The organism is Barnesiella propionica, from assembly GCF_025567045.1.
Lineage (GTDB): Bacteria > Bacteroidota > Bacteroidia > Bacteroidales > Barnesiellaceae > Barnesiella_B > Barnesiella_B propionica.
On sequence record NZ_JAOQJK010000001.1, the window covers coordinates 1 to 21893 of the forward strand.

The following is a 21893-nucleotide window of genomic DNA, read 5'->3' on the forward strand; positions in this document are numbered from 1 at the left end:
ATAACGGCACTCCGTTGAATTTTTATATTTACATAAATCCCTATGCGGAAGGTGACGAATTTACCATATACGACTTTAAGGCTGAACAAGTAGGTATGTTGTCGGAAGTATTAGGAAAGAATATGACGACTAATATGGTACGTGATACGGCTAATGTAGCCGAGACCGGAGGTGTAAAAGAGGTTATTCCGGCGCAACATCTTATAAATTTGGAAATGGAACCTAAAGAAGTATTGTTCTCTGATGCCATTCCCCATGTTAGCGGAAATATGTTAGGGAGCGGAACGATAGAAAAACAACCGGACGGAACCTGGCTGGTGGATATTGTGCAACCGGCTTCGGAAAGCCCCGGTTCGCGTCCGGTTATTAGCCTAAATTTTGGAAAGAATATTGAAATTGAATTTGGGGTAAATTATCGTTTGACCGTAGTGTTTGAACCGACAACGGACACGGCTAACAAAAAAAATATATGTAATGTATGGTTTTTAAGGAGCGACCGTACTACTCCTTTTTACGTGTATACGTCATCTGAACAGGTATACGGGGACCAGTTAAATAATGAAAGCACGGCACAGGTGGGTAGTGTAAATTTATATCTGGTATCGTCTAATGCACCTTTTCAGGTGAAATTGGTAAGTATGAAATTGGAAAAATTAGGTTATAGGAATAATGCCAAACTGGCGTATGAGAATCCGTACAATCCCGTATATGTGAGGACATTTAACGGCGCGGCGGTTAATAACGGGGATGCTACGGAGATTGTAAACAACCAGGACGGGACATTTACAATCAGTCAAACCGGAAAAGATTCTCAGGGGCGTTCTACCTATGTATTACATTCATTTACTGCTATCCCGACGACAGCCGGTAAAGAATATGATGTTACGCTGCAATGGACATCGCCGGATATTGCCAAAACTTTAACCCGAATAATAGTATTGTCCGGTATTAGTTTTCCCATACAATTAACGGGGAACAAGAATAGCGTTACGGCACGGATAACGGCTATTCAGTCATCTATAAGCAGCTTGTCGGTATATCCTGAAGATAATGATACACCGTTGGAATTTACTATTAAAAATATCACAGTGAAAGAAGTATTATAAAAAGAGGTTTTATTATGTATGCAAAATTGGAAAACGGGGTTTTAATTCCCTCTCCCGGTCACATAGGGAACGTATTTAATCCGAATGCAGAAACCTTGCTTGAGCATGGTTATAAGCTTGTAGTTTTCCCGGATGTTACGGAGGTTTCAGAAGGAAAAGAAGTTTATGAAGAGACAGAAACCGAAATAATCGTGAGTTATGAGGCGGTTGTATAACTGGGTAACAGGTCATGTGCCAGATAAGGTGCTGCATCTGGCGGTTTGTTTTATCGTGTCTTTAGGAAGCTGGGAAGTGGCTGTCGGGTTGGCGGCAGGACGTGAATCGGGGAATATTGCATATCCTGAAAGGTACGGTGATAGTCTTCTGGATTTGTTTTTTGACGGGATAGGTATTGTTACAGGGGTTTTAATTAAATATTTATTATGTGATGATGGAAGAGGTATTTAACACATTACGGAACTTGGTAGTATCTACAATATCGATGTTGCTTGCTTATTTTGCACCTGTAGGTAACTTTGTTTTCGTTATCTTTTTTGTTTTTCTGGTGAATTGTGTTGCCGGGTTAATCGCTGATATTTATGCGAATGATGAGCGTTTCCGGATAAAGAAATTTTTTCGTTGCTTGGTTGAAACGATGGTTTTTTACATGATAGTCGTATGCATTTATACGGTTGGGGAACGGATGGGGAATCCGGCCGGAGCAATACAATGTATTACGGGTGTGGTATACGCGGTTCTTTATTTTTATTCTGTTAATGTATTGCGAAATGTGAAGGAAATATTGCCGTCAAGCCGGGCCATTGCTTTTTTATATTATGTCGTTAGTTTTGAAATGCTTAAGAAAGTGCCTTTTTTGGAAAATTTTGTCAGGAGGGAGGAAAATAGATGAAATATTTTACGATACAGGAACTTTGCGCAAGTGATACGGCGCGAAAAAAGGGAATAGATAATACGGCTCCGGGCGATGTAAAAGTAAGATTGTCTACTTTGGTGGAAAAGGTTCTTGACCCTTTGCGCGAAAGATATGGGAAGCCGATCAGGGTGAACAGTGGTTATCGATGCCCGATACTAAATAAGGCTGTAGGAGGTAAACCGACGAGCCAGCATTTGAGAGGTGAAGCGGCGGATATTACGGGTGGCACTGTGGAAGAGAACCGCAAATTGCTGGCTTTATTAAGTGATATGGAGTTTGACCAGTTGATAGATGAAAGTAATTTAACGTGGATTCATGTGAGTTACCGGGCCGGTAATAACCGTAGACAATTCTTGAAATTATGAAGGGACTGTTATATCTTGTTATTGTCTGGTTTGCCGTGTCCTGTACTCGGACGGTTTATATTCCAGCAATACGCACACAGATTGCAAAAGAAACAGATACGTTGGTGGAGACGCAGTTGGTTCCCTATCGGGATAGCGTAGTGACAGAAGATACGGTGAGCTATCTGGCCAACCCGTATGCAGAGAGCTGGGCCGGAGTAATAAATGGTAAATTGTCACATTCGCTTAATATTAAGGATTCACCGGTGACAGTACCGGGGAAGGTTTACTATTTTTTTGTGCATGATTCGGTAGGTTACCCGGTGAAAGGGGATACAGTTTACCGGGAGCGTGTTCCTGGATGGTGCTGGTGGACGCTGGGAATTGGGGGGGTATGTTTAATGATTTTTATCGGTAAAGTTTTCAGGATATGGTGAACGGCAGAGCCTAACTTGATGTGAAATAATCTCAGGAAAATCAGCTTGTATCGTGGATGGATAGTTAACAAATAAAAGAGGGAACATAAACAACGTATATAATTTTGTTCATTATGAAGGAAATAACTCTTATTGTAAACCGGGCCAGCGTATATGATGAGGTAGCTAAAACAACAAGCTATACCGGAGCGAAAATGCAAAATGAAGATGAGACAGCATACAACCGTATATTTACAACGGATGAGGATCAACAAATGCTCGAAAGATTTTGGATTGAGGCTTGTCATATCGCCACTGACAATTTCAAACCATTTATTATGCATGTGAGTAAATATACTGAAAGCGACTACATAGTAAAACTTAAATTGTCATCATCGTTTGACGAGAATTTAAATGCTACGACTGAATCTTCTTTATTCAGTTTCTTCGTTGTCACAATAGTAGCAAAATGGTATCAATTCACCAATAAAGGAGAAACAGAATATTATACCAACTATGCTACAAAGTTAATGACAGATGTAATGCGTAAAATTTACTGGAAGAAAAAACCAAAGCGAATCGCTCCAACGAAAAAGTAGTCCATAAAATAATATAAATAATATGGCCAAAAAGACTATCAGCATTACTCTCTATTTGTCGGAATTGATTTACGATGTACAGAATAAAACTTATCTCACCGCCAGAAGTCGCTATAACGGCAATAACTACAAGGAAATAGCGAATATGCAAGCTGATGACGATGACGAAAATTCTAATCAAATTATACGGAGTATCGGTAATGCTTTTGCCATTTTGAAAACAAAATTGTGCGAGTATATATTTGACAGCGGAGATACTGCTTCGGATGAACAAATAATAACAGAGGGAGAATTGACTCTTACCCTTGAAATGCCTCATAACTATAATCCGGCAACCAGAAAAACTATAGCATCGGCTATGCACCAGTTTATTGTGGATAGTGCCGTAGGTGACTGGTTTATCATTACCAACAAAAGTGATGCTACCGATTATATGACAATGGCGGCAGCGCAGCTTGTGATAATCAGGGAGGCTATAAACAAACGGGTACGCCCGACAAAACCAAATATTTAAGGATATGGAATGTCATTATACATATAAAATGTCCGGAGGAAAAACACTGGTAACATTGCTTTTTAAACGGGAGGAACTGCTCTACGATATAGAGAACTATTCATATGTTGAGGGTGATGTAATGCAAACGAATGCAGAGCATGAACGTCACCAAGTGACAGACGTAGGCCAAGATGGAAATATAGACCGAGTTACCCGTGTGCTCGACCTGGCTCATGCAGAGTGTGTGAATATGCTTTATCCTTACACAAAGCAGCCTGTGGATATTAAAGAGGGAAGGGATAATACTCTCACAGAAATGCAAGAATACGAAATAAGGATGGTTGTACCGGGCGAAATGTCAAAAACGACTATAACCTTGCTTGAACGGCTCATCCATGAATATATGGTTTACAGAGTTCTTTCGGATTGGATGAGTATTACGAAACCTACAAGCAAAAGGAATTGGCAAGAAAAGTTAGACGACATAGAGGAAAAAATATATACCTGTATTAACACCAGATGCGGAAGGATAAGACGAACTCAAACCCCATTCTAAATTATATTTTCAAGGTAAATTTATTTGTATTAAAGAAGTGAAACGGCTAAACCTGTTAATTTGGTTTAGCCGTTTTATTGTGTTTATCTGGGTTGGTTCAGTAACCGCTGCGTATACTGTACGGTACAACTGAAAATACTTTCTCCCTTATTAAGATTACAAAGCAAAACTATGCAAAAATACTTATAAGCACTTCCACGGAAGCCACGCAAATAGTGGTCGGCGGAAGACCATATCAATTGCCAATTGAAAAGGTCCCGAGAGCCGTAAAGTATAGTCTGTACGTGTCCTTTACGGAACCTGCCACGCTGAATAATCGTATCGACTGTTTTGAGAATGTCTGGTGCATCGAGTTTGAACGGCCGAGTAACGAGCAATCCTCTAACGCTTGTGAGCGTAATATCGGTATCAGAGAAATCGACTAATGATCCGCTGCCGGTCATGGCAAAAGCTTCCGGGTAGGAATTAACGCCATAGGCAATGTTACTCGGCATCATACCCCATTTTTTACTTTCCAGCGAATAGATATAGGCATAAACGCAAGAGGTATTATAAACTATTATGCGCTGATGGGTATAGTCGTAGAGCATTCGGCATGCGGAGAGGAACTCACGAAACGGAAGATAATTAAATTCTTCAACTGTAAATCCTGCCATATCTATAATTTCGGAACTTTGAGGTAATGAAGCAAGCGAAAAGTATTCTTCTGCATCAATGGTATCGGAAAGACACAGGCTATTTGAACCGGAGATAATCATAATGCCGCGGCGGGTTGCAAAGAGGACAGCACTATCAATCTGGGTAATACTGTCGGGATTAATACAGACATCACGAGTTACGGGCTGTTTCGCGGAATATGTACCTGTGGAAGATACTTCCATAGCCCAAACACCTTCGGTGGTAAAAGCGTAGAGGGGAAACTGACCGAACTGCCCTTGAGACAAGGCTTTTACAGCAGCACAAATGCCTAAAATAGTACCTGTACCCACTGTGTTAACTCCAGTAACCGGATAGGAAAACGGATTGTTTATTTCGGAAGTATAAATTTTATTGGGTATATCGATCGTTGTATCGGAAAGAGGAGAGACAGCCGGAATATCGCCTGTTGCCTTAGTCAAATAATCCCAACCGTCAAAATAAAAAGCTCCGTTGAGAAAGTTATGTTGTTCGAGGGGGACTTCATAGTAAATCGGTATCATATTACCGACGGATATAACAGCCTTATACGCATTTATATTGGGGTAAAAGAAGTATAGCAAGGGTGCATAAAACCCTATAAGCCCGGTATCTCCTCTCACTACAATGTCTTTGCCGTCTTGTTTTATATACACAAATACACTCACACGTTCGGTATAATCATCGGTATAACCAGGAGGACTATATTTATCGACATAGCCATCGGAGAAAGTGAACAATGCGGATCCATTAAAACCATCGAACAACTGTTTTTTGATGTTGGTGATGTTCAATCGCTGATTATAAACGAATGAGTAACGGGGTATGAGTTTATCGTGGCTGTCATAGTCGTCACTCATTACTTCGCGAGTAACTAACGATTGCAAATAATCTTCTTCTACCTGAATGAGTGTACGGACGGTAGTGAGCTGTTCTACTTTGATACTTTCCAGAAAATAGAATTGGGCACAGCTTTTTATATCTTCTTTTACATCGTCTTTACTGCGCTGAGGTATCATCAAACGTCCGGCCGGATGGGTTAGCTCCGATGGGGAATAAGTGAACTCATAGAGCTTGGCAAAGCTATTCTTCTGATAACGCAACGGATAAAGGGAAGTACTTGCAGTCTGATTAACATGCTTACAGATGCAATAGCTGTCGGATATATCGAGATTAACAAATTTCGTACACTCTCCGTTCTGGTCATAGGTATAGACGGGCTTTGAAACAAATATATCGACGGATCTCACAATATCTTTCCAATTTTGCAACCGTGTAATATATGCCTCACCTATAACGGCATAATCAAGTGCATGAAAGACTCCGGCCACTTGCAATGTGGCACTGGTATATGAACCTTTACCTGTGATGTGTTTATAAAAGACTTGCGGAGCGAGGTCGGAGGAACAAACCATCAGAACCGGAGCTGAATGTTTGGTAAGTGTCCCGTCGTACAAACGATATGCGTAGCGTAAAAGGAAGGGATAGATAAATTTCCCTTTGCTGGTGGAGTGATCGGAAATAAACTTATTTACCTTGGCTAATACCTGACTTGTAATTTTTGATTTATTGGCATCAGAAAATTCATTCCATATATCACCCTCATTTATGCTATCGAAAGAAATACTGAACTCATCGGTACTTTTCATCTCTCCTTGCAACCCAAAAGCAATAGGACATTCGGGAATTTCGGTACCGAGATACAGATAACCGGTGGCACCGCCTTTCCAAAGGAAATAATGTGTACCATCGGAAGCAAGGGCTATAAGCGTATTGCCAATGGCATTGACCTGATAAATCTCGGTATCGGAAAAACTACGCAAATGTGTAAATGTATCATTTCCTAAAGTCCACGAAAGATTATTGGTATTATCGTCCTTTACTATATAGTGATTATAGTTAGAGGTGTGGTGAATGAATACCACACCTTTGCCGTAGGGCAACGAAAATATTAGCTTGGGTGGAAAAACGGGTTTAAGGGATTCTTCTTCGGGAATAAGTCCGATAACACCTGCCAGATCACCATCGAGACATTGATAGTCGGATGGCATAGCCGTAAATCCGTTGTACTTTATTTCTTTTATCATAACAAGATATTATTATTTGTGATAATTGTTACGGCCTTTCCGACCTCGTAATGGTTTACAAGCTCCCCTATGGGAAAAGCTATACGTTCTTTTGCGTTGCATCTTTCAAGTATTATTTTACAAAGACGACTGCTGTATGTACGGAAGTTCCTGCATTTCGGGGAACGGTTAGTAGGGATGCATTGTGCCTCATGCCTTCCGAGATTATTACCTGAAGCATGCAGGCGCACATATAAATAATATTCGTATCCATCGGTACAAATATCAATTACATCGCCACGAGAAATACCCAGCAAACGCGCTACGCGAGCCGTAATATCTATGCGCCCATTTTTATAAAAAGTAATGTCGGGCCGACGTGTTGTATTACCAAGCAGTTTTTCCATGGTGCGGTCTAACAAGTTCGAAATACTCCATATCGCAAGTGCGGCATACTTTCACAGATAGTTTACACCGAGAATTTGCAGGAATGGAATAATCAAAGAAAATACGATTTACAGTGGGACAAAGACTTTCAAATCCGATACACCGGTATTTAGAGTTATATTGAATATCGGACAAATGCGTCTCTACGTCTATTTTGGGATTTATTGTAAACGCATAATTGCCCGATGATGGAACATAAAACATAAAGACACGAGCAATTTCAAATTCCATCACACCCATTTTTCTAAACAGAAAACGAGAGAATGTAATAGAATTGTCGCCAGAATCGGCAATGACATAAAGTAAAGGTAATGACTTATATAGCCAATCAGTAATTTTTTTAATCATAATACGAAGTTAGTAAATGACATTCGACATCACATTTTATCAGTTAATTTAGCGACAGGGATAATCTTTTCGGGAACGGAAAGATATTGTCTCTATGTAGAGAAATGAACGAGTTGTTTCTAATTCCCGACGATGTGCATAGGCTGTTTCTCGAGATGCAAATATGAATGAACATACTTCATAACGGTCTGTGCCACGCATATTAATAACGTTGGCATAGTATCGATGCCCAAAAACATGGGCAATGATACTTTCTATTACAGTTTCTTTTGACATTGTTTTCTATTTTCTTGTATATTTGTGACTTAATTTTAATGAACATGGAAAATCTTAATGATCCTGATAAACTGGAGTCTTATAAAGGTCCTGGAGCTTTTTTTCCTAAATATGTGGATGAAAGAAATTCTCGTAAAATAATGCAAAAGCAATTCGACCTTATCAAACAGAAAGAGCAGGAAATCATTGAACTACGTAAATACAGAGAGGAAAGCCGAATATCGGCTAAACGATCATTTAAATTTGTTATTCTCGGAATAATTATCGCTTTGCTTACTCTTATTGCTACCATAATTGGGTGGTTTATTTAGAGTATTAATTTACTTGGATAATATTTCTCTAATTCTGGTGATAGGTTACGAGTTTCTTGCAATTCTTTTTCAAATTCAGATATTCTTAGCTCATTTTTGTCAACGGCTATTCTGGTTATAAAACAATGTACTTTTATACCACTATCGGTCAGACCTTCCCATATCCGTGCTGGGACACCATTTAATTCTACTATTTTATTTGTATTTTCAATTATTATTTTCATCACTGTAAATTTTATGGATTATAGAATAAATTCTTTGTAAATTTCCAGGAACTGCTTACCCGCATATTCCGCTAATTCAGCACTTTTAAAACAAAGGCGCAACCCGCTACCCGTAGACGCATCCAAATAGCCGTAACCCACACTGTAGAACACGAAGCCCGAAGAAGAATTTGGGTAGAACCAGAGCATCCACTTCTTTTGATTCTCATCATTCCAGTTGGGTTTCCAGCCCTCATTCAAAGCCTCTGTGATAGTTTTAATTTTCCTGTAGGCAATTTCATCTTTTGTAAATCCATTAATAAATGAAAAACTTTCATTAATAGGATCAATACCTAATTCTTCACACGCATCTTCATAGGTTTTAATACGGTCTGTTACTTTCTGGGAAAAGAATTCTTTTCCAAAAGTATCTTCCAACATGATTTTCAATTCGGGAGAAGCCGTATTATAAATAATTTTTGCTTTGCTTTCGTCAATTTGCAATGTTTTCATTTTCTCTATTTTTATACTATTTTATTCTCAATATCCGTTGTTTATTTATTGTTACTCCGGTTATATGAATACCTCCTTCTTCTATCAAAGAATTAAGTTCTTTATCCATCGATTAATTTCTGCAGATCTTCTAATGATGCCATTATTAGCGTATTTGTATTTCCTGTGCCCATAGCGTTATTAAAATTTAAACATTAATTGTTTTTGATGCCATTGTAAACGCCTCTTTGCCCTTTCATAATATCCTGTATGTTTTTCTATTGCTGTAAGGCTGAATTCCAAATCATGACATGCAATCAGCATTAATTAGTGTAATATTTCCAAACTTTTCAGGTATCATTTTATCACTATATAAATTTCTTGCCTTAACGGTATAGGCAATACACCTTATTTTCCGTAACGGTAAGCATATAAACTTCAAGTTTTCTTTTCTTTGAATTGATTATCCGGATTAGTTCCGGTTGAATTGGATTCTTTTTAATTATCATCCTTATTTTGTTTTTTAAGTATTAGAGTACTGGAAGCATATCTTCTTACCGCCCGATTACTATCTTTTTCCAACTCTGTCAATATTTCCACCAAGGTATTTGGATTTCCAGCGACAAAACTTCTTACCGCCCAATCACTATCTTTTGCCAATTCTGATAATATTTCTACCGAGGTATTTGGATTTCCAGCGACAAAACTTCTTACCGCCCAATCACTATCTTTAGCCAATTCTGATAATATTTCCACCAAGGTATTTGGATTCCAGGCAACAAAACTTCTGATCCTCCAATCACTATCTTTAGCCAACTCTGTCAATATCTCCACCGGGGTATTGGGGTTTTCGGAGACCACTATATTATTATTTTTCATGACTGTATTTATTGATTAAAAAGGTAATTCCTCTGCTTTTGCGTATTTGGAAAGATATTCATTTGCGTGCTTAACTTCTCTTCCGGTATAGTTGTCTGGATCATTTGCAATTTGATAATATTTGTCATATTCTTCGATAACAGCCTTTGCAAAGTCACGACTTTCTACAAAAGTTTTTGCTTTTTCAAGAGCTTCAAGGGCTTTTTCTCCTTCTTCGATTTCTAACTCTATTCCTACGACCTCGTTCTGATAGTTTCCGAGGTTGAAACATTTTTGATAATAAATTTTTGTTGCTTTCATTTCTATTCTGTTTTGATTAAATTTTCTGTAACGCTTCCATGCATTCAAAAGGAAAAGATGTGTTTAAAACGTCATACACTTCGTCGGGTATATTATCCTCGTTTTCAAAATCACCTTCTACACTTTTTGCCCCTGTTGAAGTAGCAATATGTCTCTCTTTAAACTCTTTGCCATTAATGGTCACAGTACTTTCCCAACCTTTGGGAGTTACTTCAATTATTATCTTATTTATTTTCATACCCTTTATTAGTCATTTAGAATTGGATTAATTTTTGCAATTCGGAAATAGCTTCCAAATCACGTTCTGCCTTTTGTCTGAGACTATCAACTGTTTTATATAGCTTCTCTTTTTCCTTAACAGTTGCCAGTCGCCAATCTGTTATTCCCTCCCACACCCCGAAAGGATTAACATTGATGACTTCCGAATCTATACATGCATAATCCCTAAATTCACCGTTATTATAGTCTCCTTTCAAGATGGAAATTATATTTTGGGAATCACTTACAAGTATATCCCCGTCTTTGAAATTAGTACCTTCCATAATGTTCCTTTCTACCGTTTTGTTTTACGCTAATTGATTAATAAAATCTTTCAACTCGTCACAGTCACACTTACCAGCATCTTTTTTAATCTGGCAACAGCCGGACGAGCCAAAGCGACAAGCGTTTTTATACGCTTCAATAGCTTTTTTCGTCAAATCCATCTCTGCCATTTGAACTGCCTGATGAGCCACAGTAGAATTAATCATCTTGTTTCTGGCATTATATTCTACCTCCATTGCCGTTACGTAATCCCTTGCTTCTTTTGATTTCATAAATACTCCTTTCTTCTTAGTTACGCGTTAGTTATTAACTATTTAATTTCTTCCATTCTATCGCTACTTTCTGCATTTCATCAAGTATTCTTTCTGAAAATGCTTGCCAATCAGCTTGCCAAGTTTTTGTACAAAAAAGCGGAACAGGGCTATCATTCAAATAAAAATCAATCCATGAATACCCCTTTACGCTATCATAATTGTTTCTTCTATATCTAAGTATAGGACGAAGTTCTCCTGATAGATAAGATTCTTTGTCCTTATCCAAAACCTCTATTAGCAATTCTTTCCTTTTGCTCATTACTGTTCTGATTTGAATTAATAAAAATATTCAGGCTCTCTTTTCTTTGAATTGAAAGAAATCGTATGAAATATGGCTCAATAAACTCACTTGGAATTTTAGTTAATTCATCCATTGTTAGTACCTGAATTTTGTGAAGTGAATAATCGCCATAGGTTTGGTGTGGTCATAAGAGACAAACCAAGAACGCCAATCCTCGAAGTCAAGCCCGTCATTGGAAGCCAGTTCACGAGCGTCAAAACAAGGGGCGTAACCGAGTAAAGCAGGAACGCCTGTCGCTAATGTTCGGGCGGTTATCTGTTCCACTCGCCGGAACGTCAGTTTTTGCAATCCGATACCGTGCTCCCGTGTTATCCGAGCAATTTCAACCTGTGGACTATGGTACGGTTTGTCCGTCCACTCACGAACAGAAATGCAAGCCTCGCCACGTTCAACCTGTTCAAACCGTTTCTTCCAAAGGTCATAGTTTGCCCGGATTGTGTGCAGCTTTATCGGCGCGTTGTGTTTCAAACATTCATCACATTCTGGATAGTTCGTGTTCCGGTATTTCGGGGGACAGAACTGACATTGTTGCCCGAACCTGAATTTTTCTTTGAAAAAGGTCTTTTCCCCCTCTTTTCTGTGTCCTTTCGGAAACTTTCGGGATAGTGTAATAACATACGTTTTCATAACCGTTTATTTTACAAGTGTTTACGCCGCCATTCTTAACAGCTTGATATTTAGTTATTTTGTAATTCTTAAAAAAGAGTTGGTAACTTTCGTTCTACTGTGCAAATAGTATCGTTATGGCTTCCACCGTGCGCAACCAACAATATTTCTATAAGTTCAAACCCTCTTTTTTTCCCAATACCTGAACTATTCCAACCAAAGCACATTACTATACCATTTGGTTTAACAATTCTTGCTATTTCATTTATGTGTTTAGTTCTCCAACTACTTTGAGTGGTTTCGGACGTTACATCTAAACCTACGTTCTTGTAGCACTCGCTTACTTGTCGCAATGAATATGGAGGGTCGTAGAAAACTAAGTCAATGGAATTGTCTGCAAACCGTTTCATAAAATCTGCCGCATCCAAATGATAGTCTGTATCATATTTGGGGTTCAGGTCATTGGTTATTTTAGCCAATTTGCATTTATTTGCGAATGGGTCAATGCTAAACATATCAGGGGATAAGTATTTCCATATCAATTTTCGGATGCACTTTATATCAAATGTGTTCGAGTTTGGCATTTCCCATTTTCGACTGAATAATATACCCATGTTGCTGTAATTATAATTGTTTCCATTATTTTGTTTGTTTTAGCTGTTTATTACTCAATTCCTCACAACCCTCGCAGTTTCCATAGCAGCGAACAAGCTTTTGTTGCCATCCAGATCTGTATTCAGCCCCGCAACACCCCACGTATTCATTTGTTGCAGTTGAAAGTATCAGAAAACGCCTGTTTTTTCGCTCTTCAACTCCGGCAATATACTTAGCGTACTCCTTGCACACTTTGGGGCGGGTTTTGCCGCAGTTGTAAGCCCTGTGCGAGCAATAATGTTGGCAATGAGAGCGAGTACACCATTGTCCGGGACATAGTTGTTTGCACATTATTTCAATAGCCTCGCTAACACGGTGAAAAGAGCGTTCTCCCTCACGCTCTATTATGCTACTGTTTTCAAGCAGGAAGCGAACAAGTTTTTCATCATCGCTCGTGCGATTGTCGTCATTTGGTAAGTCCACTTGCTTTTTTGTTCTCTTTTTGCAATCCAAGTAAGTCAAGAATTGCAGGTGTTGTGGGTATCCTAATTTTGTTCCCATAGTTGCTGCTTTCATTTCTTTATTATTTAAATAATATGTATAGCCCTCGAATCACATTCACTTGCAAATACAAATGCATCTTTGTACTCATCAAATGCACTTAAAAATGAGTTAACGTAATCTTCATCAGTAGCTTTGTACATCTCATGTGTAAATACTCCCCACTGACCTTGATATTTTTCTTTAATTTCTTTCTTTACTACTATATTCTTATTCATTTCTATTTTAATTATGCGTTAAACCTTTCAATACAAATCAATTTACTATCAAATAGTATGTAGTACCTATTATCCATATAGGCATTTATTAGATTAAAATCGTGTTTATCTATTGAGGTGGTTTTCAAGTCTATTTTCCCCACGATTTCAACAGGAGATACTCTTACTTCCTCAATCCATTCTAAACTATTGAGCCAATCAATAATTTCAATATCAGATTTCAATTTATCCATTTTTTTATGTTGTTATTAGTTAATACTTTTTCCCATGCCTTTTTTCTCGGAGTTCGTTATACTTCATTTTTTGATCGATGTGCCAAAACAGGTTAATACCAATATGTTTTGCAAGTCCGAAGATAGACAGTACCATATCGTTAATGACAGTAGGGAAATCATATAAACCGCTATATCTCACAGGAAGTGTAGATATGGCATAAATGGACTCTGTGAATGTTTCATCTTTGCATGACTCTGCCATATCATCAATGCAATCATCTACTATATCCTTAACTGCAATTCCAAAGGAGATATTTCGAGCCCCTGCTAAGTCAAATAGACGAATGACTGCATCGGCAAGTTCATCTTCTACTGTATCCTTGATAAACTTCTCAAAAGCACATTTAAAACGCTTGGATTCTTCTACTAATGCCGGGTATTTTGAAAATTCCTTTTCAAACTTTAGTCTATTGCTCTTTTTTGATTTTCTGTCTGCTTCTACGGCCTCCATAAGCTCGCTTATAACAAGGCATAAATAGTGCTCGTTACTCAAGTCCTTATCGTGAAACCCATGATCGTAAGCCGTTTTATAGGATTTGTCTCTTAATTTGTTTAAATTGATTTTATTCATGCTATCTGTTTTATCTTTAAGAGTTTATTCATTTTTATCAAATATATTATAACCTCTACCTACACAATTTGCAGGAAGATTATCTCTTTCCAATGTTGCTTGGTTCATAAATGAATCTTTAAAGTAGAATTTACTTCCCAAAGGAGTACAAGCAAGTATAAACCCTCTCAACTCTCGCCAATCATACTTTCTTCCACTCATCAAGCCAACCTTGTATAAATCACAAAATCTAATGGTTTTATGAATCATAGACAAACTGCTTTCAAAGTCTACAATTGGTTCGATACTTGCCCATGTTTTGAAACCGGCTTCATGTAATTGTCTCATTGTTGCTATCCGCTCGTCATTGGTGGATGCGCCCGGTTCAAGTTCATCGTGACCAGTCAGAGTAAAGCCGAAAGCGATGTATGCTTTCATCATGGTTGACAATGACCAATGAACGGCCGTCCACTTTCCGTTCAACTTATCCAGAAAGTCGGCACGTTTGGTCAATACTTTTACCGGAATGAAATTATCGATGCAGATGGATATCGCCTTGCGTGTAAGGTCGAATGTTTCAGGGAGAAAAGGATCGCTGGTAAATGTGAAGAATAAACCATGCTCCTGAAGCTTGGCAAGGTTTTCCAACAATTCTTTTTCAAATATGCGTAGCGCATCATCTTCATTCTTGAAACATTTCTTTAACTTGGCTATATCGCTCCATATGTGAGACATAACGCCTCGCTTACAATAACAATAATCGCATTTGTTGGAGCATCCTGTGAAAAAGTTACATGCCCAATAGCTATATTCACCGGCTCTACCAGATGGGTTGTATATTGCTTTTCCGTTAAATTGTTTTTTTCCCATTTCTTTATTGTTATTTGTTAATAATTTGGATTCAATACATTAACATCGCACTCATGACATAGATTACATATCTTGTCTTTGTCTCTAAGGCACACAGCTTTAGACTTTGCTTTATTCTTTTGTGCCCACTCTACGCCAGCTATAAAAGCTCGTTCCATATCGCCTGAATCAATATTATGGTTTATCATACCTTTTAGTTCTTGCTGCACGTAATACTGTGCGGCTCTCTGTATCTTACTCATTTCTTTATTGTTATTAATCAAATAAAAAAACATTTACAGTGCCATTTCTAAATTCGGCTCATAGTGTCTGCAAACTCTTTTTCAAAATCAAGTGATTCACCTGAAAGATTTGCAAGAGTAGCTCTAAGCATGAAGTTACGAAAGGCTATTTGGCATTTCTCTTTTGTTTCCCTCTTTACCATTTCGGCTGCTTCTAAGGCAGTTTTTTGCGGTATAACATCTATATACTCGTAGTAACTACTTGCTACGTCTGTGTGCTCTGTAATAAATCGCTTCGCGTTTTCTGATATTGTTATCTTACTCATTTCTGAAAAGTTATACGTTAATTGGTAATTTCATAAAACATAGCCAATGCGTTTGAGAGTACTTTCCTGATTTATGCCCAAATAATGGTTCAACGCCAAATATTTCAATTATACGGCTTACCGGAATCTGAAGCTCATTCCATTTAAAAATAAAAATTCCATAAGGTTCTAAAACCCGCATGCTCTCGTCGAATCCTGCTTTTAAATCAGTTTCCCACGACGGGAACAGTTTTCCATACTTCTGAGCGGTATAGCTATTTTCGCCTACATCTTTAAAATGTGGTGGATCCATTACTACGAGTTTGAAAGAATTATCCGGATATGGTATATTACGGAAGTCTGCAATCAGGTCCGGATCCACTTTAATATGTCTACCATCGCAGGCTGTGAATTCTTCTTTACGGATATCCATGTATACGGCCAAAGGATTTTGTTTATTAAACCACATCATCCTTGAACCACAACAGGTATCCAATATTATTTTTGATTTGCTCATTATTAAATTGTTCTGAATTACTTTCATAATTTGCTGTTAAAAGGGGCATTCATCTTCAAAGTCCGGTTTCCAGCAGTCAAAGACACTATTCGTTGCTACATCGATTAAAAACTCCATTCGAAAATTATCCGTATCCATTTTATTAGTAATAGGATTATTCCTATTACGATGATACAGAATGTCGAAGCGCAGATGCGGATAATAATTTTTTCCGAAAGAAATTTCATACGTTTAGCGTTTATTTTTCCTGTAATCGGCTATAATATTCCAGTTGCTATCGTAGTATGCGGTTTCCCATGTGGGATGGAAACTGATGCTTTTTTTACTGTTAATCAATGTCGCTTTCAGTCCACTACCCGAAACACCTGTTACTCTGGCCGCATTTTTGTTGACCAGAACATTCATCCCTATCTCAAGGAAATCCATTTTATATTGTGATTTTATATTTTCGAAAACGCATGTGTCCCCTTTTGTCATAATCTTTGTAGTTTGGTGGTTATTTACTGTTTTTTGTATATATGTTATTCCGAGTAATAATGGCATAAACTCCATTGTCTTTTTTAGTGGAAATCTAGAATCTGGCAAAATCTTTATTCTTTGTACTTTTTAATACCTCTGTAGCGACAACAGAGAAATTGCATGCGAATCCTTTTCCTGTTGTATGGTTTCGTAATAAGGCTCCTTTATCCGGACTTACGTCGAAATACCAATCTTCGGGATTATCTTCATCCTGGAAAAAGACTATTCTTTCTCCGCTTTTAATTCCTATTGATTCTGCTGCTGCCGCATTTATACCGATAAATCCTTTTTTATTGAAAGATATTGTGGCTATGCCGTTTAAGGCTTTTCTGCCTACTGTTGAAAATTCTTTTAGTTTCATATGATATTATTTAATTTGCATTTATGTAATAGTGGTTACTGTTTATATAGGCTACTAAAGTTTCGCCATGGTATACTGTCTTTCCACGGTGTACCGTTTCTCCGGGAAAATTATAGATGAACGTGAGATACTGTTCTTTGCTTACTTCTTTCATGGTTACTGTTTTTTAAGGTTGATTTTTTTCGAATTAAAGGCATGTTTTTTTTGACGAGTTCTATAATTCTGTCGTGGTACTCTGTATTACGGTTTAATGGCCCGCGAGACTGAATAATGGTAAAAGAATTTAGTGATATCTCTATTGTTTCTATTCTTTTACCTCCGATGGTTGCAGAAAGTATCAGGGAGTCATTTTTCTTGTAATAGTTATTTGTATATACGCAATGGTGCATGTTGTCTCCTTCTTCTACGAATTCCTGTACGGACGTCAAAACCCGAACGTTTATAAGATCATCGGAAAAGGCTATTCCAAAATACTTTCCTTTATTTTTCTTATATGCTTCTTCTTCCTGAATAGCTTGTTTTTTTTTCTTTTCCATATCTATTTTTCGCTGGATTTCCCTTTTTTTAGCGACAAGTTTGTTATGCGCATTATGAAGGTCGTCAGAAAAGATTACTTTTGGATTGCGAATGTCTTTATGAAAATAGAGGAGTAAATCGATGTAGTCGAGCCATAGCAACCTATCTTTTATTTCGTATTTGTGCCGGAATGCAATTTTTATGGCCGACCAGCATCTTGTAATTTGACGTTGGTTATGCGCAAAATTTTTAAACCACTCGATATTCCCTGTCTTCAAAAGGGTTTCTGCTATATTATTCCCTAATATCAGACTAAAAAAATCGGCCGGATGGAATCCATGGTATTTTCCTTTAAATCCGTTTCGTTTAATTTCGGGTAGGTATTTCACGGCCGGATAAATTTTATAAGGCAAAATATTATATACTTCATGGCAATATTTTCTTACTTCCATTCTTTCCCACCATCGCCAAATATCCAGGTAACACAGATTCCCCCCCCGGGGTACCGAAAGGGTTACTTTTTTCCCATTCCGGGAAACCCAGTGCTGAACTACTTCATGGCAGCTATATTCGGGTGATTTATTGGTAAAGAATTTTGCGGAGACAAAAAATAACCGAAAAAGTTGATATCCTTTGTGTGTTGTTGTTATTCCAAAATAGGCTGAATCTTTAAATACACGTTTTTTTGTTTCTTCTACTTTCAACTTATGACCGCAATTCGGACATTTACAGCTCTCCAGTTTTGCAAGGAGTATCGGTTTTTCATCCCATATGTGACCGCAGTCCAAGCAAGTGATTCCTTTCTTCGATATCCGGCCTATATGTTCTATGCAGTGATCGTAAGCCCATTTTGTTTGTTTATCGGATATGTCCGTGAGTTTTTTACTCAACCGGGCTACTTCTATTTGTATTTTTGTTTTCGGTATCATAACAGGTCGAATAAATTTAATTGTTGGTTATTGTTTTTTTCTTTTTTATTCTTCCGGCGTTGATTTTCCATTTTCCGAGTGTCTTGAAACATTTGTACTTTTGACTGTTTAGTTTCATTCTTATCTTGTTTAAGCCGATCTACAGAATGGTTAACAACTACATTGCAGTTTATAGCTTTCCCTACTTTGATATCATCTTCATCGTAGTAATGCACGGCCATAGAATACACCTCATCATCGGTAAAGCCATTTTTACCGGTGGATCTGACCGTATTCAGAATATAGGTGATACAGTCATCAATGTTTTTTAGGGGGTTGGCATACGTAACAGTAAACATAGGATCTTCTTTAGCCCTCTTATCAAGATAATTCTTGATAACTACTTTGAAATGTTCTGTTCCTTTCATATCTTTGTTTTATTTTTAAGTTTTTGGTCCGGATGCAAATGTGGTAGTTAGTGTCCGGACTTTATTTTTAGTTTAAAAGTGGCTTGGATTTATATACGATAGGATTCGTTTTCAAATGCAATACTATGCATCATCTCTCGGAAACGATCGGCAATCCTTTCATCGTAATATTTTGCTATATCATTTGGAGGCATATTGGTGGTTACAATCGTAAACAATTGTTTATCGTACCGATATGAAAGTAAATCTATAAGTGGCCGACTGACATTTCCATAGTGGAGGATTTCTACCGCATCTTTACCCATATCGTCAATGGCAAGCATTTCATATTTCATGATATTGCAATATTTCTCATAGTTATTTTTCGCCATCTCACACAACTCAGTGGCCGTTACGAGGCAAATAGCTTTTGCATTGGCAGTATCCTTTTCGTAGAGAAAATTAATGATGGAACGGATGGCAAGTACCATTGTGGTTTTGCCGTTTCCACAAATTCCACAAATGAATATTCCAAATTTACTATCATTTGAGGTAATCCACCGGGCTACTTCTTCGATATGCTGTTTTGTTGCATCATCCGGAATAAATGTGCGATGACGAAACTCTACTTCTGCTTTATAGGCTGCCATAAGCAGATTTTTAGCCTGACCGAAGGTATATGGCAACCTAAAACGAGGTATTATAGTCTTTTTTTTCAGAAGTACTGACGACAGATCCTCTACGTCTATTTTTGTTGTCTTGTTTATTGCTAACATTTTTCTTCTTTTCGTTTTCAATTTGTATTCTTAACCAATCACAGAAATGTTGTTTGGCATCTGATAAATCGTTATGTTTTTTTGCGCGGCATTGGCAATCGAGCATGAAAGCATCAATGCGGGTATAAATTACATCTTTGTTTGTAATTTGATATTTCATCATCATTTGTTCGATCCATATCGGAGAAGCTTTCATATCAGCTATGAATTGATATTCGAGTTTTTCCCCCCTACCATCTCCTGCAGAAGAATACGTTTGCTCGGATTTTAAATGCAGTTGTGCAACTGATGTCGTTTCTTTTTTATCAATTAAGAGATAAGGAAATTTATCTATCACAGACCTACGTTTGATGGCTTGAAAATAGCGCTTCTGTATGCCCCGACTTGTAAGTATTTTTTCCGAATTAAAAAGGTTCTTATCGAAGAAATCCCATTTAACCAAGCGTTGTACTATCTGCTCTATAAGCTCAGAAGATATCCCTGTCAGTTCTTTCAGGAGTTTGTACTTTAACATATCATTCCACTCTGCATAGTATCCATTACGATATACCGCACAAAGCAGCTTGATAACCGTGATTTCTCCTTTAATCCCGAACTCTCCCGATATGGCTGAAATTTTTTCATCAATAAAAAAATCAATATCGAAAGGGAAATAATCTATTCCTTTTTTGAATGGACGCGCCATATGTTATATTTTAGACTTCCTTAATTTTTATGCCATGAACAAGCAACATGAGTTTCCGCTTGATGATATATTCTTTTGTCCGTACACCTTTGGTGTCTTCTACTTTGAGAACACCTTGAATATCGTTATAAACGAAATCGGCAATATAGGTGCATGAATGTTCTATAAGTGTTCCTGACGCATCCCGTTGTGCGGGAATGAGTTCATAGCGCACCTGTTCACGCAAATTGGAAATAAGTCCGGCACGTTGCATCAGTTTCAACTGATTGGAGCGATGATACTCTTTTTTAGAAGCATAGCTTCCTACCTTTTGGGCATGATACTTATTTGTGCGGGAGTTATTTTTGCTCTGTTTCTGTGCTAAAGTCCGAAATTGCTTAATTGTTATTTGTTGTTGTTTCATATTCGTAAACTTGTGAAAATTCCACAGGTATAAAGCGTCCGATGGGAATTGTCTTGCTTTCTTCGATAAAAGAATTTATTTCACGCTTGATAAAAGTTCGCTCAGGATGTTTTAATGCTTCCTGATATTGTTTCTCCTGCTGGTCAAGGAGGTATTTTTTTATAAGCATATTGGCACGAACGGCTGTGTAGGTCTGTACGATGAATGTGCCATTTTCTTCATCATCTCCTTCTTTGTCATCGTGAGAGACAATACGGGCGATGATCTGATAAAATTTCAGCTTACTACTGTCTTCTGCTTCGTTCAGGGTTTCTTCACTCATTCCAGACTCAACAAATTCTTCTAAGGAGATTTCATTTTTAAGATAGGCTTTGTTTATATCATCGTTCCTCTGTTTTTTTGTTTTGAGATTGTCAATCAGTACAATGCAATATTCGAGTTCTTTTATATCGGAAACAGTGAATCCACCATTGTAATTCAGTTCTATATAATCGGTGAGGATTGTTAAAGCATTCTGTACAGACGTGGCATAAAGCAGAAAACTGTGTCGTTTATCATTGATTTTTACTACTGATTTGTAGGGAAACAGTGATTGATTTTTTCTAACAAAAGACATCCGTTTCTGATTGGATACTTCAACATCTTTAACAGAACCTTCCTCTTGCCAAAAACGTATCTGCATGAGTACATCGTTATCGACAAGTGTACCTTTTTCAAAAAGGATTTCATTTCGCTCGATGGACACAATTTTTCCTGTGTTTTCATCCACAAATTCCTCCATCCATGTTTTTAATACGCTACGTGCAATGAATTTATTAAGCATACGCGCCGGATCGGACGTGATATAACGTATTTCTGATTTTCTCGATTCTACAACTTTCCTCATATCATTTTGCTTTTAAGTTTTTTTCCAGGGATAAATTTCACTGTTTTGTGTACGAGATTTTCAATAATGTCTTGTTTTATCATTCTGCTTATTTTTAAGTTTTAGAATTAATTGTTTAATCATGTGGGCA

General features: G+C 37.6%; 39 protein-coding genes. 10 read left to right on the forward strand and 29 right to left on the reverse strand.

The window, feature by feature from the left end:
- From OCV73_RS00005 to OCV73_RS00045, 9 genes are all read left to right on the forward strand, one after another.
- Positions 1–1106 (forward strand): hypothetical protein (locus OCV73_RS00005; RefSeq protein WP_167551173.1); only part of this gene is annotated, 1106 nt, incomplete at its 5' end.
- Between the two features lie 14 nt (positions 1107–1120).
- Positions 1121–1321 carry a hypothetical protein gene (locus OCV73_RS00010; RefSeq protein ID WP_147548258.1) on the forward strand — a complete coding sequence of 67 codons (201 nt, stop codon included), beginning with the start codon at positions 1121–1123 and terminating at the stop codon, positions 1319–1321.
- Positions 1305–1553: a hypothetical protein gene (locus OCV73_RS00015; protein WP_147548259.1), complete on the forward strand. Its 249-nt coding sequence runs from the start codon at positions 1305–1307 to the stop codon at positions 1551–1553. The genes OCV73_RS00010 and OCV73_RS00015 overlap by 17 nt, the downstream gene beginning before the upstream one ends.
- A complete protein-coding gene (locus OCV73_RS00020; RefSeq protein WP_147548260.1) occupies positions 1531–1995 on the forward strand; it encodes a hypothetical protein in 465 nt (154 codons plus the stop codon). Before OCV73_RS00015 ends, OCV73_RS00020 begins: the two co-directional genes overlap by 23 nt.
- Complete coding sequence (locus OCV73_RS00025; RefSeq protein ID WP_147548261.1) at positions 1992–2384, forward strand: D-Ala-D-Ala carboxypeptidase family metallohydrolase; 393 nt, start codon at positions 1992–1994, stop codon at positions 2382–2384. Before OCV73_RS00020 ends, OCV73_RS00025 begins: the two co-directional genes overlap by 4 nt.
- A complete protein-coding gene (locus tag OCV73_RS00030) occupies positions 2381–2800 on the forward strand; it encodes a hypothetical protein (protein WP_147548262.1) in 420 nt (139 codons plus the stop codon). Before OCV73_RS00025 ends, OCV73_RS00030 begins: the two co-directional genes overlap by 4 nt.
- 113 nt (positions 2801–2913) lie before the next feature.
- The gene (locus OCV73_RS00035; protein WP_147548674.1) at positions 2914–3378 is read left to right on the forward strand and encodes a hypothetical protein; all 465 of its coding nucleotides are present in this window, start codon (positions 2914–2916) and stop codon (positions 3376–3378) included.
- A gap of 22 nt (positions 3379–3400) precedes the next feature.
- On the forward strand, positions 3401–3892 hold the full coding sequence (locus OCV73_RS00040) for a hypothetical protein (RefSeq protein ID WP_147548263.1): 492 nt from the start codon (positions 3401–3403) through the stop codon (positions 3890–3892).
- 4 nt (positions 3893–3896) lie between these two features.
- Positions 3897–4430 carry a hypothetical protein gene (locus tag OCV73_RS00045; RefSeq protein WP_262512820.1) on the forward strand — a complete coding sequence of 178 codons (534 nt, stop codon included), beginning with the start codon at positions 3897–3899 and terminating at the stop codon, positions 4428–4430.
- A gap of 83 nt (positions 4431–4513) precedes the next feature.
- Here the strand turns inward: OCV73_RS00045 and OCV73_RS00050 are convergent, their stop codons facing one another.
- From OCV73_RS00050 to OCV73_RS00060, 3 genes are read right to left on the reverse strand one after another with little or no spacing between them, the layout of a single operon-like run.
- On the reverse strand, positions 4514–7192 hold the full coding sequence (locus OCV73_RS00050) for a hypothetical protein (protein ID WP_147548264.1): 2679 nt from the start codon (positions 7190–7192) through the stop codon (positions 4514–4516).
- On the reverse strand, positions 7189–7578 hold the full coding sequence (locus tag OCV73_RS00055) for a hypothetical protein (RefSeq protein WP_147548265.1): 390 nt from the start codon (positions 7576–7578) through the stop codon (positions 7189–7191). The genes OCV73_RS00050 and OCV73_RS00055 overlap by 4 nt, the downstream gene beginning before the upstream one ends.
- Positions 7559–7849: a hypothetical protein gene (locus OCV73_RS00060; RefSeq protein ID WP_262512821.1), complete on the reverse strand. Its 291-nt coding sequence runs from the start codon at positions 7847–7849 to the stop codon at positions 7559–7561. Before OCV73_RS00060 ends, OCV73_RS00055 begins: the two co-directional genes overlap by 20 nt.
- A 437-nt stretch (positions 7850–8286) precedes the next feature.
- On the opposite strand from OCV73_RS00060, the gene OCV73_RS00065 reads away from it, so the two are divergent.
- A complete protein-coding gene (locus OCV73_RS00065) occupies positions 8287–8553 on the forward strand; it encodes a hypothetical protein (RefSeq protein WP_147548267.1) in 267 nt (88 codons plus the stop codon).
- Here the strand turns inward: OCV73_RS00065 and OCV73_RS00070 are convergent.
- The 26 genes from OCV73_RS00070 to OCV73_RS00195 all read right to left on the reverse strand — a co-directional run bounded on the left by OCV73_RS00070 (position 8550) and on the right by OCV73_RS00195 (position 21763).
- The gene (locus OCV73_RS00070; RefSeq protein ID WP_262512822.1) at positions 8550–8777 is read right to left on the reverse strand and encodes a hypothetical protein; all 228 of its coding nucleotides are present in this window, start codon (positions 8775–8777) and stop codon (positions 8550–8552) included. The two genes, OCV73_RS00065 and OCV73_RS00070, sit on opposite strands and share 4 nt — an antisense overlap.
- A gap of 18 nt (positions 8778–8795) precedes the next feature.
- Positions 8796–9269 carry a hypothetical protein gene (locus OCV73_RS00075; protein ID WP_147548268.1) on the reverse strand — a complete coding sequence of 158 codons (474 nt, stop codon included), beginning with the start codon at positions 9267–9269 and terminating at the stop codon, positions 8796–8798.
- A gap of 477 nt (positions 9270–9746) precedes the next feature.
- Positions 9747–10127 carry a HEAT repeat domain-containing protein gene (locus OCV73_RS00080; protein WP_147548269.1) on the reverse strand — a complete coding sequence of 127 codons (381 nt, stop codon included), beginning with the start codon at positions 10125–10127 and terminating at the stop codon, positions 9747–9749.
- Between the two features lie 15 nt (positions 10128–10142).
- Positions 10143–10427, reverse strand: coding sequence for a hypothetical protein (locus OCV73_RS00085; protein ID WP_147548270.1), 285 nt, complete (start codon positions 10425–10427; stop codon positions 10143–10145).
- Between the two features lie 16 nt (positions 10428–10443).
- Entirely contained in the window at positions 10444–10665 is a 222-nt protein-coding gene (locus OCV73_RS00090; RefSeq protein WP_262512823.1) for a hypothetical protein, read from the reverse strand.
- A 16-nt stretch (positions 10666–10681) separates the two neighbouring features.
- Entirely contained in the window at positions 10682–10969 is a 288-nt protein-coding gene (locus tag OCV73_RS00095; protein ID WP_147548271.1) for a hypothetical protein, read from the reverse strand.
- A 24-nt stretch (positions 10970–10993) separates the two neighbouring features.
- Positions 10994–11242: a hypothetical protein gene (locus OCV73_RS00100; RefSeq protein ID WP_147548272.1), complete on the reverse strand. Its 249-nt coding sequence runs from the start codon at positions 11240–11242 to the stop codon at positions 10994–10996.
- A 34-nt stretch (positions 11243–11276) separates the two neighbouring features.
- Positions 11277–11543, reverse strand: coding sequence for a hypothetical protein (locus OCV73_RS00105; RefSeq protein WP_147548273.1), 267 nt, complete (start codon positions 11541–11543; stop codon positions 11277–11279).
- Between the two features lie 117 nt (positions 11544–11660).
- Complete coding sequence (locus OCV73_RS00110) at positions 11661–12212, reverse strand: hypothetical protein (RefSeq protein WP_147548274.1); 552 nt, start codon at positions 12210–12212, stop codon at positions 11661–11663.
- Between the two features lie 68 nt (positions 12213–12280).
- Positions 12281–12670 (reverse strand): class I SAM-dependent methyltransferase, encoded by a 390-nt coding sequence (locus OCV73_RS00115; RefSeq protein WP_262512824.1) that lies wholly within the window; start codon positions 12668–12670, stop codon positions 12281–12283.
- 160 nt (positions 12671–12830) lie between these two features.
- Complete coding sequence (locus OCV73_RS00120; protein ID WP_147548275.1) at positions 12831–13361, reverse strand: hypothetical protein; 531 nt, start codon at positions 13359–13361, stop codon at positions 12831–12833.
- 11 nt (positions 13362–13372) lie between these two features.
- The gene (locus OCV73_RS00125; protein ID WP_147548276.1) at positions 13373–13564 is read right to left on the reverse strand and encodes a hypothetical protein; all 192 of its coding nucleotides are present in this window, start codon (positions 13562–13564) and stop codon (positions 13373–13375) included.
- Positions 13565–13575: 11 nt separating this feature from the next.
- Positions 13576–13797 carry a hypothetical protein gene (locus tag OCV73_RS00130; protein ID WP_147548277.1) on the reverse strand — a complete coding sequence of 74 codons (222 nt, stop codon included), beginning with the start codon at positions 13795–13797 and terminating at the stop codon, positions 13576–13578.
- Between the two features lie 19 nt (positions 13798–13816).
- Positions 13817–14410, reverse strand: coding sequence for a nucleoside triphosphate pyrophosphohydrolase family protein (locus OCV73_RS00135; RefSeq protein WP_147548278.1), 594 nt, complete (start codon positions 14408–14410; stop codon positions 13817–13819).
- A 24-nt stretch (positions 14411–14434) separates the two neighbouring features.
- On the reverse strand, positions 14435–15259 hold the full coding sequence (locus tag OCV73_RS00140) for a radical SAM family protein (protein ID WP_147548279.1): 825 nt from the start codon (positions 15257–15259) through the stop codon (positions 14435–14437).
- Between the two features lie 17 nt (positions 15260–15276).
- Positions 15277–15501 (reverse strand): hypothetical protein, encoded by a 225-nt coding sequence (locus OCV73_RS00145; RefSeq protein WP_147548280.1) that lies wholly within the window; start codon positions 15499–15501, stop codon positions 15277–15279.
- Positions 15502–15548: 47 nt separating this feature from the next.
- A complete protein-coding gene (locus OCV73_RS00150; RefSeq protein WP_147548281.1) occupies positions 15549–15806 on the reverse strand; it encodes a hypothetical protein in 258 nt (85 codons plus the stop codon).
- A gap of 10 nt (positions 15807–15816) precedes the next feature.
- Entirely contained in the window at positions 15817–16302 is a 486-nt protein-coding gene (locus OCV73_RS00155; RefSeq protein ID WP_147548682.1) for a class I SAM-dependent methyltransferase, read from the reverse strand.
- Positions 16303–16533: 231 nt separating this feature from the next.
- Positions 16534–16728 carry a hypothetical protein gene (locus tag OCV73_RS00160; RefSeq protein ID WP_262512825.1) on the reverse strand — a complete coding sequence of 65 codons (195 nt, stop codon included), beginning with the start codon at positions 16726–16728 and terminating at the stop codon, positions 16534–16536.
- A gap of 145 nt (positions 16729–16873) precedes the next feature.
- A complete protein-coding gene (locus OCV73_RS00165) occupies positions 16874–17182 on the reverse strand; it encodes a hypothetical protein (RefSeq protein ID WP_147548283.1) in 309 nt (102 codons plus the stop codon).
- Positions 17183–17292: 110 nt separating this feature from the next.
- Entirely contained in the window at positions 17293–18627 is a 1335-nt protein-coding gene (locus OCV73_RS00170) for a PcfJ domain-containing protein (protein ID WP_147548284.1), read from the reverse strand.
- Positions 18624–19034 carry a PcfK-like family protein gene (locus OCV73_RS00175; RefSeq protein ID WP_147548285.1) on the reverse strand — a complete coding sequence of 137 codons (411 nt, stop codon included), beginning with the start codon at positions 19032–19034 and terminating at the stop codon, positions 18624–18626. Before OCV73_RS00175 ends, OCV73_RS00170 begins: the two co-directional genes overlap by 4 nt.
- 89 nt (positions 19035–19123) lie before the next feature.
- The gene (locus tag OCV73_RS00180; protein WP_167551175.1) at positions 19124–19663 is read right to left on the reverse strand and encodes a P-loop NTPase family protein; all 540 of its coding nucleotides are present in this window, start codon (positions 19661–19663) and stop codon (positions 19124–19126) included.
- Positions 19664–19700: 37 nt separating this feature from the next.
- Positions 19701–20474: a DUF4373 domain-containing protein gene (locus OCV73_RS00185; protein ID WP_147548287.1), complete on the reverse strand. Its 774-nt coding sequence runs from the start codon at positions 20472–20474 to the stop codon at positions 19701–19703.
- Positions 20475–20484: 10 nt separating this feature from the next.
- Positions 20485–20877 (reverse strand): DUF1064 domain-containing protein, encoded by a 393-nt coding sequence (locus OCV73_RS00190; protein ID WP_147548288.1) that lies wholly within the window; start codon positions 20875–20877, stop codon positions 20485–20487.
- Positions 20852–21763, reverse strand: a complete 912-nt coding sequence (locus OCV73_RS00195) for an RNA polymerase subunit sigma (protein WP_262512826.1) — start codon at positions 21761–21763, stop codon at positions 20852–20854. The genes OCV73_RS00190 and OCV73_RS00195 overlap by 26 nt, the downstream gene beginning before the upstream one ends.
- Positions 21764–21893 lie beyond the last annotated feature (130 nt).